We start from the raw sequence: 12,959 nt of genomic DNA on the forward strand, positions 1-12,959 counted from the left end.
TTCCCTCGACCTCGGATATTTTTTACTCATGCAGCTTTTTTTATTACTGACCTGGTTCGCGGTATGTGCAGAGCAGGATGCCCGACAAAAGCAAATATCTAATTGGCTTACCTTCGGCGGTTTTGCCCTCTTTCTGATTTTTCTGCTAATTAATAATCACACTTGGTTGGGCGCACCCTCGGCTGAAGGTGGATGGGCCCTGTTGCTGGCGTTGGCCTTTACCCTGCCAGGCTACGCGCTGAGCCGTCTGGGGGCCGGTGACGTAAAGTTGCTGGCGGCGTTGGCCCTGGCAACCGACAGCCTGCACTTGCTCGTGACGTTTATTGGCGCGGGAGTTATCAGCGTGATGTGGTTATTGGTGCGTAAAAGCGCCTGGCCCCATATGGGTCAATGGCTTACATGGCGTTACCCGCACGCAGGATCTGAAGCGTCAAACAAACAACCCTTCTCCCCTTTTCTGTTCGCAGGATTCGCCCTGATCGCAATCTGGCTCCAATAGTCGAAATCGACTGATAGCGCTATATACATAGCAAGAAAGCACGATTACGGTGCCCCCCTGTGCATTCGAATTAATGTACATTTGGCACCACCTTTTTTTGCAACGGCACCTCCCTTTCTGGAAAGCGTCGACATGGAATTTCAACGGCATTCGGCCATCGGTCAGTAATAGTTGCAGGCAGGGAGTAGCGCGTGAACAAACAGGCGGGTGCAACAATCCTTATCGTCGATGACCAACCGCTTATTGTTGATGAACTCAGTGAGTTTTTCGAAAGCAGCGGCTATCGATGCGTCCGCTGTTACTCCGGTCGTGAAGCCGTCGAGCGCTTTACCGATAACAGCCAGATTAACCTGGTGCTCTGCGACCTGGACATGCACGGCATGAACGGTATCGAGTTAGTGGAGGCGTTAAAACGTATTGCCGGTAAAACCCGTGTATTCGAATCCATCATGCTCACTGGCCGCGCCGATAAGCAGGATGTGATCAAGGCCTTACGCGCCGGGATCGCCGATTACTATCAAAAACCGGTCGACCTGGATGAGCTGCTCCAAGGCGTGCAACGCCAGGAGTTGGCGCTGCACGAGCGAAACAAAAGCCATCAGCACCTGGGCCATCTGAACGAGACGTTGCAATACCTGGCGGCCTCCATTGATGACATCTATAAGGACCTCGACAAGGTTCGTCGCCGCCCTCTCTCCGCCTCGGAACTGGAAACGGGAGGCGACGCCGACAGCGAGCTGGAGAAGGTCGAGATACCTGCCATTCTCGGGCAGCTGTCACCGCGCCAACTCGATGTCGCGCGACTGGTGGGCAAGGGACAGACCAACTATCAGATCGCCTGTGAGCTGGGCATTACAGAAAACACGGTGAAGCTCTACGTCTCCCAGGTGCTGCGCCTGACCCACATGCGCAACCGCACCCAACTGGCCCTGGCATTGTCGCCAAGCAATTCCGGATTGCGGTATCGCGTGACAGCGCATTAAGCAACGCAAGTCTCTGAGTCAGATACACCGCATTCGACGTTGCGGGGCATCCCGAAAAATCGGTGCCTGGCTGAAAGAAACAGAAAATCCATCGCCTGTTTTTAACTGATCACCTGTTGGTTCAGCATCAATGAGTGCTACCTCCACTTGATATTTTTCCGCCCCTCTCCTGCTCATAAAAATCCGGAATTTCATGCTTATACGTGTCCAGCCAGCGCTGGAAACTCCGGTCGCGTTCGGTCGGTGTCGAGACTTGGATAATCGGCGACGCGACGGCCCCCCGTGGCTGCAATTGCAACCATGCTTCAGTCTCCTGCTGTTGCGCTGACGCAGGCCCCGTATCAAGGGACCAGGCGCTGCCTGACAGGCCTAGCAAACACAGGCAGCCGAGGATTCTTCGTTTCATGACAGTCTCCAGATTCACTTAGGGCTCGACGGATCGATTATCGCGGCCACCTGATCGGTGGGTACCGCTCTGGAGCCCACCGGCCCTTTGAGCGTTTCCGCGCGCGCCTGCGCCTCGCTGAATTGCTGCGGGCTCAGGCCCATTCGGGAAACCAGTTCAGCGGCCTGTTTCCAGTTGTCCTGATAAATCAGCAACGTCACCAAATTGATAGCAGCCAGTGGGTCGGATTGTTTTAATTCGATTGCAGTCAGGAATTCGAATCGGGCCTGCTCTAGCTTCAATTGATTGAGATACACCACGCCCAGATCGTTACGGATTTTTTCGTCAGTGGGCGCCAGCTTCGCGGCATTGATCAGGTGCGCCAACGCCTGATCGTTATCGCCACGCGCGACAGCCAACTGGCCGAGACCATGTTCACCCTCGGCTGCCCGACAGGTGCCTAGCAGGCTGCGGTACAACGGTTCAGCGTCGCTACGCCCCAGCAGGCGCAGCACCCGAGCCTTGCGCAAGCGCACTTCGCCCAGCGTGTCTGGCAGGTTTTCCAGGTTGGCCAGGCTGGCATGCAGACGGCCCTCGTCCGCCATGCCCTGAGCGAGATTGAGCGCAAACTCTTGATCGGAGTTGAGCTTGGCACAGCTCGACTCTGCCATCGAAAAGGGCGTCCATGGCGCCCCGCCGTCCGTGGCGCAACCGCTAAGCAACAGCAAACCGATCACCGCGATGACTACTTTCATTAGACGCCCTTTATGAAGAACCCAGTGCACGACTGATCGCGGTAAAACCCGGCCCGGCCAACACAATCAGCAAAGCGGGAAACAGAAACACCATCATCACGATGGACATCTTGGCCGAAAGTTTGGAAATGTATTCCTGCAACCGGGTCAAACGCCGATCATCAAGCAGTTGTTTGAGCGTGAGCAGCGACTTCATCGCGCCACCGCCCTGATGGATCAATTGATTGAGGATCACGCAGGTGTCATTGAACTCATCCACCGCCAGCAGATTCGAGGTTTTGCTCAGTTCTTCACCCAGCTCCAGCCCGGAATCGACGCGAATCAGCACCAGACGGATTTCCGTGGATAAAATCGGCAGCAATTGCTGACCTTCGCGGCTCAGCACACGCAGTGCCTGCTCCACCGCCATCCCGGATTCAAACAGAATCCGCAGCAACGGAATAAAGGTCGAGACTTCAGCAGCCAGGCTTTTTTGGCGTATCTGCGCCGCAATGGCCAGCAGTCGTCTAGGCAGTAGATAACCGATGCCCAGCGCGAATACCGGCGCGAGAAGCGGGTGATCCAACGGTTGATAAAACACCGCCTGAATTAACAACACCAAGCCCGCCAACATCAACGGCACGCCCAACTGGCAGGCCGCGTACAGCGAACGTTGGCTGGCATGTCGCCAACCCAGACGGTTGAGCAATATCAAGGGTTCACTGTCGAGGCTGACCGAGCGTTGGCCAAGCTTACTGTCCCCCAGCAGCCGCAGCCAACCGCCAACCCGGCTGTCACGCACCATCCGGCCTTCCAGCCGTTGCGCCACCTGACGTTCGCCGCGCCGCTGGCGAGCCAGACGGATGAGCAACAGTAACGCGGCGGCTGCAAACATCAACGCACTGATCAGCAAGGCCATCTCAAATACTCCGCAACATGCGCCACAGCGCCAGGCATCCGAGTACCTGCATGGAGAACGCCACCAGCAGCATGTGTTGACCACTGCTGTCGTTCCACATATTCATCAGGTAGTGAGGGTTGATCAGCAAAAAGTAACCGACCATGCTCACTGGCAATACAGCCAGCACAATGGCGGTCATCCGTGTCTCCCCGGTCATGGCGCGCAATTGACGGACGCCTTGTTCGCGCTCGCGTATCAGCTTGATCAAATTTTCCAGCAGCTCACTGGCGTTGCCGCCATAGCGGTGATTGACCCGCAGGCCAAGAGCGAACAGACGAAATTCATCCTGTTCGTAAAGCTCGGCAAAGTCCTGCACGGCATCAGACAGGCTGACACCCAATTGCACGTTGCGCTGAATCCGGCTCATTGCGCTTTGCAGCGGGTCGCTGGAGGACTCAATGCCATGCAGCACCGCGCCAGCCAGGGTGCGTCCTGATTTGAGGCTGCGCACTGTATGATCGAGCAATTGCGGCAACTGTTCGATCATCCGTCGCACGCGGCGTCGATAGCGCCAGGCGATATACAACCGCACCAGGAACGGCGGTATCAGAAAGGTCAGCAGCAGGCCAAACCAGTTGCCCGCAAGAAACCCGAGGATCATTGCCAGCGTCCACAGCACCAGCGAAAGGCTCAGTCGATCCGTCGGCCGCCGGAGCCCAGCACGCAGAAAAGCACGCTCCAGGCGAGCCCAACCTGGCTTGGCGCCTCCCATTTGCGGTTGCCCATGAGCCAGGCGCACCCGCACCCGCTCGGAGGCACCCTTGCGCCAGCCGCGATAGAACAGTAAAAACGACGCCGTGAGCATCAATAAAAATATCAGCCCAAGCAACAGCGGAGCCGTCATATTCAGCACTCCTGTCCGGCTATAAATCGCGCCGGAGTTTATCCCCGGCCGGATTGATCGCTTCACGCAGAAAACCAAAACCACTGCGCCGATCAAGACGAAACAGGGTATTGGTCACATAGACGTCATCACGTACTCCGACCACTTCCACCACTTCGCTGACGCAACGTCGGCCGTCGGACATACGGGTCAACTGGATCACCACATCCAGCGCAGCGCAGACCATTTGGCGCAGGGTTTTCTCCGCTATCAGGCGACCGGTCAGGCCCACCAGCGTCTCCAGCCGCAGCAGCGCATCCTGGGCATTGTTGGCGTGCACGGTACTCATGGAGCCGTCGTGGCCGGTGTTCATTGCAGTGAGCACGTCGAGCACCTCTACCCCACGAATTTCACCGAGAATGATCCTGTCCGGCCGCATCCGCAGGGCATTGCGGATCAAGTCACTGGCGCGCACTTCGCCATGACCTTCGGCGTTTGGCGGGCGAGTTTCCAGACGGACCACATGGGGGTGGCTCAGTTGCAATTCAGCGACGTCTTCGATGGTCACCAACCGTTCGTGAGGCATAATCAACTGGCTCAAAACGTTGAGCAAGGTGGTCTTTCCCGTGCCCGTGCCACCGCTGACCAAAATATTGCAGCGCTTGCTCACTGCCTCTTCAAAGAAGTCAAAAATCGGCTGATCGATGGTCTGCATCGCCATCAGGTCGACGCTCTTGAGCATGTCCTTGCGAAATTTACGAATCGACAGGCAAGGCCCGTCCAGAGCAATCGGTGGGATAATCGCGTTGACCCGGCTACCGTCGGGCATCCGCGCATCGACCATCGGCGACGACTCGTCCAGGCGCCGCCCCAATGGCGCGAGAATGCGCTGCATCACACGCTCGACGTGGTGCGCATCGATAAACCGCAGATCAGTGTGGTGCAGCACGCCGTCGCGTTCGACGAATACTTTGTAGGGCCCATTGACCAGAATTTCCGTCACTGACGGATCGCGCAGCAACACTTCCAACGGACCGAAGCCCGTCAGTTCATCGACGATTTCTTCGGCCAGGCGCTCCATCTCGTAGCGTGAAACCGCCAAGTGCAGCCTGCCGATATACTCCCCGACCTTATCGGTGACAAATTGCGCCAGCACCGGACGTGAACCTTCGAGCAGGTTTTTCCCGGTCTCTTCGAGGGCATCAATGATGTAACGATGCAGCACCAGCTTCAGACCTTGAGCATCGTTGCTGCCCGACAGCCGAGAGGACACACCAAACAGTTTTTCGCCGTTCATTTATGCCCCCACAGACGATTGAACCAGCCTTCATGAGGCTTATCCGCAGCCTCGGAACGTTTGGCCAGACGCTCGCCAAGGGTGCGCAAGCTCAGGCACAACGCCTCGCGTGGCGACAGCTCGAACAGCGTCACGCCCTGATTTTTCGCATTCAGCCGCAGCTCCGGACTGAACGGCAGCACCGCCAATACCGGCAGGCCAAAGGTTTTGCCCAAGGCCTCGGCGTTGGGCGCCACCGGACGCAAATAACGGTCGATCAGCAGCGCAGCGTGTTGCAGCTTCATGCCCTTTTCTCGCCACAGGTTGAGCACAGCCAAATTACGTCGGCACTCGAGCACGCTCTGATCGGCGCACCACAACAGTTGGTCGCAATGGCTGACGAAGGTTCGCAGCGCCTCGCTATCGGGCTGGCCGACAAGGTTCACCACCACGTGTTGAAAGTGTTGGCGCAGGACACTGAGCAACATGTACAACTCGGCCGCGCTGGTGTTCTCCAGCAGCTCGTCACCGTCGGCGTAGGCCAGCATGCGCAGACCGGAGCGCTCGGTGGTGAATGCGCTGTCGATCAAGGTCGTGTCGAGCCGACGCAGATGGCGCACGGCATCCCCGAAATGGAACGAGGCTTCCAGCCCCAGCATCGCCAGGCTGTCACCACGCGGCAGGCCAAGATCCAGCAACAATGTGCGCTGGCCACATTGCTGTATCACCAGCGCCAGATGCGTAGCGAGCATGGCGCCATCGGCATCGCATTGCGCGCCGTACAACACCGTCAGCCCGCCCATGTTCGGATTCGGCGCCACGGGCGGCAAACGTTTGCCCAGACGCCGAACCAGTCCTGCGACTTCACTTGAGCGCGAGCCATAGGCTACAAAATCCCGCGCACCGGCGCGCATTGCATTGAGCACCAACTGATTGTCCATGCCGTCACCCAGTGCGACGATGGCAAGCATCGGCTTGGCCTCCAGCACACCTTCGATCAGCGCGCTTTGCGCCACCAGATGTTCGCGATCCAGACCGACGAATACCAGGCTGGCGAAGGTCATGTCCACCAGCGCCAACAGCTCATCAAGGGTGCCAGCGCCGGCACTGACTACCTGACCCAGGGGCGCCAACGCGCCCTGCAACCACTCCAGGTCGGTGCTGTTGCGGGTGATCGCAAGGAAGGTCTGACTCAGGCTCTGGCTCATTGCGATAACCCGCTGCGGCGATCGAAATTGCCATCCTCAAGGAAGTACATCTGGAAAAAATTCGGGTCGTAGTTGCGCAGGCGTTCGCCGGGCAAGGCCGGTAATGGCGCGTTTGCCGCCAGCGGCTGGACCAGATGCGGGGTAACGATCATCAACAATTCGCGTTCTTCGCGATTGACCTGCGCACTGCGAAACAACGCGCCAATGATCGGTATGTCACCCAGACCGGGGAACTTGCTCATCGATGAGGTGTTACTGGTACTGATCAGGCCGCTGACCACAAAGCTTTCGCCATCGGCCAAAGAGATGCTGGTATCAGTGCGACGAATACTCAACGCAGGAACCGTGGTGCCTGCAATGGTCACCGCGTTGGCGAAATCCAGTTCGCTCACCTCTGGTGCGACCTTCAAGGCAATGCGATTACGCCCAATCACCGTGGGCGTCAGCGTCAGGCGTACGCCAAATTCCTTGTACTCGATGGAAATACCATTGCTCTGACCATTAGGCACCGGCACAGGGATTTCACCCCCCGCCAGAAAGCTCGCGCTTTGCCCGCTCAGCGCCACAAGGCTAGGGCGCGCCAGGGTGTAGGCGAAGCCACTGCTTTCCAGGGCGTTAAGCATGCCCAGAACTTTGCTGTTACCCCAGACGATATTGAACGCGCTGTTATTGAGTGGGATTTGCGGAAGTATGCCTATAGAGCCGGGCGAAACACTGGCGCCCGGTACAGTTCCGGGGGCGCCGAACAGAAAGTTGCCACCCTTGCCGAAGATCGACGTGCTGGCTTCTTTCAATTTGGTACGGCTGATTTCGACGAAGCGAATGTCGGTCTGCACCTGACTGGGCAGCGACGGGTCTTCGGCAGGTGGCAAGGTGTCGGTCAGCGCGGCCGTGGCTCGACCCTGAACGAACACCATGCTTTGCCGAGGCGCCGAAGAACAGGCGGTCCAGACCATCAGACTGGTAGCGCCGGGCGCGATACCCGTCAGCAGAAAGCCTTGAGTACCGTTCATATGCACATCGGCAATTTGCGCATTGCCCACGGCCAATCGGGTAATGGCCACGGGCGAATTAATATCCTGCTGCAAGCCCTGCCCCACTTCGATCACCGTGGGCAGCGCAGCCAACCCCGCACACCCAGCGTTTACCGCCAACGCAGAATTGGCAGGCAGGCCCACTGAAATCAGGGCCCACACAACGCTTTTTAAAACCAGCACTGAGCGGCTGTTCATGACTTGCAATCCTTGCTCAATCAGGGAGTTTGTTGCGTAACCTGGTTACCGCGTATGACCTCGACCACTTGCGCCACACGGGGCGCGCCGGGCCTTACTGCCGTTCTGGGCGGGGCGCTGAGGCTTAACTGGGCAAAGTGCACAAGGTTGCGGTTGGTCGAGTCCAGATGTGCAGCGAGGTCGTTTTCACCTGCCCAGTAGCGCTGCAGGTTTTTTTCTTCAGCACTGCGCACTGCCAAACGCAAAGTACCCGACTGCGTTGCCAGCATCAGCCGGCTGAGCAGTTGCTCCGGTACCGCCAGCACCACATTGCGCGCAGAGCTTCTGCGCTGTTCCTGCTTGAGCCTCTCGTCGTTGCTCAACGCTTTACCTGCCACCTGCCCATCGACAGTCGGACCGAGCAACTCCCCTACACTCAACAGCCGCAGTGCTGGAATCACCTGTTGCGCAGACTTGTCGGGATTGATGGAGTCCTGCGGCAGAAACAGCAGCACATCGACGTAATCACCGGGGCTTAATTGCCCGCCCGCACCGATTACTTCATCGATAGCCACCGCCAGGGCGCGCTCATTGGGACGGATCATTCGCGCCAACGTCCCTCCTGCGTCGAAGCTGCTGTCGCTGAGCCAGGTGCCCGCCGACAACGCCCTACAGGCAGCGCGACCCAAGGCCTCTTCGATTTTGCTGAAACTACCGACAGGGGCGACTTTCACATGCTCGATGGCAAGATCATCCGCCGTGACAGGTACGTAGGGCGGCAAGTCGCGCGCCAGCACCAACACCGATTGGCGTAGCGATTCATCGACGTTTTGTACAGGGGTGACAACGGCAGCCACCACTGCTGGCGCAACAGACACACTGACCGGCGTAGGCGTCTGACGACTCAAAACAAGGCCCCAATAGCCGGCGAATAAGGCACCTAGCAGTAAAAAAATGGCGACGCCTAAGGTAATGCGACTGTTCATGACGACTCTCCCTTTACTACGCCACAACAAACTCGAATTCCAACGAGCCAACTTCGCATCCAGGCATCCATGAACAAGTAACTATTCGCGAATTAAAGGTAACGCAAGTACTGCAAATAGTCATGGCCGGCAAAAAAAATAACTGACACCCGGCGCACACGCCCCCCTGAGCATCCGTTTAATGTCGTTAATAGTTTAGTTATAACTTTATGATTAATGCTTTATTACAGTTGTGCCCATTGGGTTTGACGACAATGCTGTAAGGGTCAATATAAAAACCACACCACAGTCTATGCAGTGCCCTCGTTATGCTCACGCCCCTTGGACGCCAGGAGAAATCAGATGTTCCTCACTTATATTATTCTGCGAATCAGGTTGTTCCTGGACAGTAAAGAGGCCGCGTCCGCTATCGAATATGCCATTGTGGCGGCGATGGTCGCTGTCGTCGTTGTCGAATTCATTACACCGCTTGGCGCACGCGTGAAAATAATATTTAACTCTGTATTAACGGGCTTTGGTGGCACGGCGCTGTAATGACCCAGATCACCGGACAACTCCGGTTACCCTTCCTGCAAAGGTATTTCATATGGCTGCCCCTTCCTCTGCACGCCGACAGCTCCTTCTGGTGGATGATGAAGAGGACGCCATTGAAGAGCTGGCCGAATTGCTAGAGGGCGAAGGCTTCAGTTGCTTCACGGCAACGTCAGTCAACGTCGCCCTTCAGCAACTGACCCAGCACCCGGATATCGCCCTGATCATCACCGACCTGCGTATGCCCGAAGAAAGTGGCCTCTCGCTGATTAAACGCCTGCGTGAACACTCCTCCCACCACCACTTGCCGGTTATCGTCACCTCAGGCCACGCCGATATGGAAGACGTCAGCGACCTCCTGCGCCTGCAGGTACTGGACCTGTTCCGCAAGCCCATCTACCACCTCCGCCTGCTGGAAACCCTCAACAACCTCTTCCCATCTTCGCCTGGATCAATAACCCGCTAACTAAAGGTGCGTCGCGCCTGCTGATTCAGTGGGGTAGCTTTATTCAATCCACCACACTGAATTCAACCCGCTCCGTATGCCCGCCTTCGTCGAGAACGCTGAGTTGATAGCGTCCCAATCGATTAAGAGTCACGTTGACGCTGTCTTGGTCAGCGGTGTCGGCCATGGGCACACCATCGATAAACCACCAGCGCCGACCACTGCCGCCCAACGCCGAGAGTGTGAGTCGCAACACGTCCTTACTGCCCGTCGGCAGGCGCAACTGATCACCCTCGCGCACACCCACCACCGACAACGGTGCAGCCAGGCTTGAAGCCGGCGGAGGGCATGTCGGATCGCTCGGCGGCAGCAGGGCATCGCGGCGTTCCAGGCGCGGCAACCAGGGCTCCAGCGGCGCAGGCCACAGTGCGATGTCACGAGGCTGAGCGTCGGGGCAATTGGCGGCGACCCGCAGGCCTTTGTCATTGACCCAGACTTTCTCCAATAGCCCCAGACCGAGCGGTTGATCGGCGGCCTGCAAGGTCGGCGGTGTGGTGTTGTCCAGCGTCCAGGCGAAACGCTGACGTCGGCAGTTCGGGTCGCGTTTACTCATGGGCTGGCCCAATGGCCAGCAGATCGCCGCGACGCCGACGTTCATTGGCACCGGTTGCACGGGGGCGGCAATGCCGCGCTGGCTGTCGCGGTTGATCAGCATGTCATGCACCCGAAGCATCAACGGTGCCGCCGACGCCAGGCCGAACTGCCCCGGCACTGGGGTGCCATCCGGGCGACCGATCCAGATGCCGATCAGAAACCTTGGCCCCACTCCGATTGCCCAGGCATCGCGAAAACCATAACTGGTGCCGGTCTTCCAGGCCAGCACCGGGCGTTGGACCAGTTCGGCGTGAGGGTCGAGATCAGGCCGCGCCTGACCGCTGAGAATGCGCCGCACAATCCACGCGGAACCGGGCGAGAGCATCCGCCGTTCACGCAACGTGTCTTGCGGTTGCAGGCGTAGGTTGGCGCTTTTCCCGCCGCGAGCAAAGGCGCTATAACCACTGACCAGATCTTCCAGTCGACTGCCCGCGCCACCCAGAATCAACGCCAGGTTCGGCTCGGCCAATGGCGGCAGGGTCAGCGGCACACCGCCGTTGCGCAATTCGGCAGCAAAGCGTTTCGGGCCGTACGCTTCGAGCAATTGCACCGCAGGCAGATTCAACGACATCGCCAACGCACTGCTGGCTGACACGGCGCCACTGAAGCCAGAAGAAAAATTGCCCGGCCGATAATCGCCGTAACGACGCGGCACATCTTGCAGCAGTGATTCGGAGTGAATCAGCCCGGCGTCCAGCGCCATGCCATACAGAAACGGCTTAAGGGTCGAGCCGGGAGAGCGCAGCGCGTTGACCATGTCGACATGGCCGAAGCGCCGGGCATCGTTGATATCAACCGACCCCAGGTAGGCGCGCACCGCCATGGTCTCTTCTTCGACCACCAGAATCGCCGCCGACGTGTGCTCCGGCAATCGCGCGCGCCAACCGAGCAGCAAATCCTCCAGACGCCGCTGTAAGGTAGCGTCGAGAGTGGTACGAATCAGCGGTGGGCTGTCGACGCGGTTCAAGCGCCGGGCGAGCAAGGGCGCAAGGCTAGGCTCCTGACGCGGCGCCAAGAGCAGCGGCTCTTCCAGCGCTTCATCGACCGCTGATTGTGGCCAGACCTGAAACTCGGCCAAACGCCTGAGCACTTTGTCCCGTGCCGCCTGCGCTCGCTTCGGGTGACGGTCGGGACGTAAACGACTCGGCGCCTGAGGCAAGACCGCAAGCAACGCCGCATCAGCACGGGTCAGCTGCAAAGGCGACTTGCCCAAGTACGCCCAACTGGCGGCCGCCACGCCTTGCAACGTGCCACCGAAGGGCGCCCGGTTGAGGTACAGCCCAAGAATCTGATCCTTGGACAGGTGCCATTCCAACTGCGCCGTGCGCCACAACTGCCGCAACTTGCCGGCCAGGGTTCGCGAATGCGGATCAAGCAGCCGCGCCACTTGCATCGACAAGGTGCTGCCGCCCGACACCACCCGTGCGCCGCTGAAGTTCTGCCAGGTCGCCCGGACCAACGCCAGCGGGTTCACACCGGGATGCTGATAGAACCAGCGATCCTCATACGTGAGTAAGGCATCGAGGTAATACGGCGACACCTGATCGGTTGTCACCGGGTAGCGCCACACCCCATCGGCATCGGCAAACCGCCACAGCGGCGTACCGTCTTCGGCCAACACCACACGCGCCAAATCATCCTTGGGCAGCGGCAACGGCCAGAGATGGTCGGCCAGCCACAGCAAGGCAATCAGCAGCAACAGGCTACTTATCGCCCACCGAAAAACTGTCCTCCATCGTCCCTGTGGGAGCTGGCTTGCCTGCGAAGGCGGCGCGCCAGGCACACCGCGTCGAGACATTCGCAGGCAAACCAGCTCCCACAGAAAACTCAGGCGTCGGGCAAGTAATCGATAACTCACGGCCAAGAGCCTCTATTATTCAGGGAACTCGCCGAGCCGACCGATAGCCCAAGCGAACAGATTCCCTTTTTTGTCAGCCTCATCAGGATGCAAACATGCAGGTAGAAAGCTTTTTCGAACGGCTCGGCCAGGCGCTGGGCGCCGTCATTCGTTTTATCGTGGATGGGCTGAGTGGGTTGTTCAACATACTGGCTCATGCCGGTGGCAACTTTGTCGAGGGGTTGTCCAGAACGCTGGGCATGGACACGTCGCTGATCAGTATCCTGGCGCTCATCATCGGTCTGATGCTGCTGTACTCGGCCATCCGTGCCTTCATGCGTGCCTCGATCGTGTTTGGCATCATCTATCTGATTCTGGGCCTGTGGTTGTTGAGCTGGATTATTCATTAACGGACACATATGACCC

Annotated in this window: 14 protein-coding genes; 5 read left to right on the forward strand and 9 right to left on the reverse strand. The window is 58.4% G+C overall.

The genetic code is table 11. From position 1 onward, the window contains the following. The first annotated feature begins 28 nt into the window (after positions 1–28). Both AC1ME2_RS10030 and AC1ME2_RS10035 read left to right on the forward strand, forming a co-directional pair. Complete coding sequence (locus AC1ME2_RS10030) at positions 29–499, forward strand: prepilin peptidase (protein WP_480442075.1); 471 nt, start codon at positions 29–31, stop codon at positions 497–499. 191 nt (positions 500–690) lie between these two features. Next, positions 691–1,482, forward strand: a complete 792-nt coding sequence (locus AC1ME2_RS10035) for a response regulator (RefSeq protein WP_480440810.1) — start codon at positions 691–693, stop codon at positions 1,480–1,482. Between the two features lie 127 nt (positions 1,483–1,609). Here the strand turns inward: AC1ME2_RS10035 and AC1ME2_RS10040 are convergent, their stop codons facing one another. Genes AC1ME2_RS10040 through cpaB form a run of 8 tightly spaced genes read right to left on the reverse strand, consistent with a single transcriptional unit; the run spans position 1,610 to position 9,066 of the window. Then, entirely contained in the window at positions 1,610–1,888 is a 279-nt protein-coding gene (locus AC1ME2_RS10040; protein ID WP_480440812.1) for a DUF3613 domain-containing protein, read from the reverse strand. A 14-nt stretch (positions 1,889–1,902) separates the two neighbouring features. Next, positions 1,903–2,622, reverse strand: a complete 720-nt coding sequence (locus tag AC1ME2_RS10045; protein ID WP_480440814.1) for a tetratricopeptide repeat protein — start codon at positions 2,620–2,622, stop codon at positions 1,903–1,905. 10 nt (positions 2,623–2,632) lie between these two features. Beyond that, positions 2,633–3,520 (reverse strand): type II secretion system F family protein, encoded by an 888-nt coding sequence (locus tag AC1ME2_RS10050; protein ID WP_480440816.1) that lies wholly within the window; start codon positions 3,518–3,520, stop codon positions 2,633–2,635. A gap of 1 nt (position 3,521) precedes the next feature. Continuing rightward, entirely contained in the window at positions 3,522–4,406 is an 885-nt protein-coding gene (locus tag AC1ME2_RS10055) for a type II secretion system F family protein (protein WP_480440818.1), read from the reverse strand. 19 nt (positions 4,407–4,425) lie between these two features. Next, complete coding sequence (locus AC1ME2_RS10060) at positions 4,426–5,682, reverse strand: TadA family conjugal transfer-associated ATPase (RefSeq protein ID WP_480440820.1); 1,257 nt, start codon at positions 5,680–5,682, stop codon at positions 4,426–4,428. After that, positions 5,679–6,869, reverse strand: a complete 1,191-nt coding sequence (locus tag AC1ME2_RS10065) for a CpaE/TadZ family protein (protein WP_480440822.1) — start codon at positions 6,867–6,869, stop codon at positions 5,679–5,681. Before AC1ME2_RS10065 ends, AC1ME2_RS10060 begins: the two co-directional genes overlap by 4 nt. Beyond that, positions 6,866–8,101, reverse strand: a complete 1,236-nt coding sequence (locus tag AC1ME2_RS10070) for a type II and III secretion system protein family protein (RefSeq protein ID WP_480440823.1) — start codon at positions 8,099–8,101, stop codon at positions 6,866–6,868. Before AC1ME2_RS10070 ends, AC1ME2_RS10065 begins: the two co-directional genes overlap by 4 nt. 20 nt (positions 8,102–8,121) lie before the next feature. Next, positions 8,122–9,066, reverse strand: a complete 945-nt coding sequence (cpaB, locus tag AC1ME2_RS10075; protein WP_480440824.1) for a Flp pilus assembly protein CpaB — start codon at positions 9,064–9,066, stop codon at positions 8,122–8,124. A gap of 342 nt (positions 9,067–9,408) precedes the next feature. Between cpaB and AC1ME2_RS10080 the strand changes: the two genes are divergently transcribed. Together AC1ME2_RS10080 and AC1ME2_RS10085 are read left to right on the forward strand one after the other, a co-directional pair. Beyond that, positions 9,409–9,600 (forward strand): Flp family type IVb pilin, encoded by a 192-nt coding sequence (locus AC1ME2_RS10080; protein ID WP_480440826.1) that lies wholly within the window; start codon positions 9,409–9,411, stop codon positions 9,598–9,600. 52 nt (positions 9,601–9,652) lie between these two features. Beyond that, positions 9,653–10,063, forward strand: a complete 411-nt coding sequence (locus AC1ME2_RS10085; RefSeq protein WP_480440828.1) for a response regulator — start codon at positions 9,653–9,655, stop codon at positions 10,061–10,063. 43 nt (positions 10,064–10,106) lie between these two features. Here the strand turns inward: AC1ME2_RS10085 and pbpC are convergent, their stop codons facing one another. After that, positions 10,107–12,479, reverse strand: a complete 2,373-nt coding sequence (gene pbpC, locus AC1ME2_RS10090; protein ID WP_480442076.1) for a peptidoglycan glycosyltransferase PbpC — start codon at positions 12,477–12,479, stop codon at positions 10,107–10,109. Positions 12,480–12,649: 170 nt separating this feature from the next. On the opposite strand from pbpC, the gene AC1ME2_RS10095 reads away from it, so the two are divergent. After that, positions 12,650–12,943: a hypothetical protein gene (locus AC1ME2_RS10095; RefSeq protein WP_480440829.1), complete on the forward strand. Its 294-nt coding sequence runs from the start codon at positions 12,650–12,652 to the stop codon at positions 12,941–12,943. Positions 12,944–12,959 lie beyond the last annotated feature (16 nt).

The sequence above is a fragment of the Pseudomonas sp. ASL9 genome, assembly GCF_056680335.1.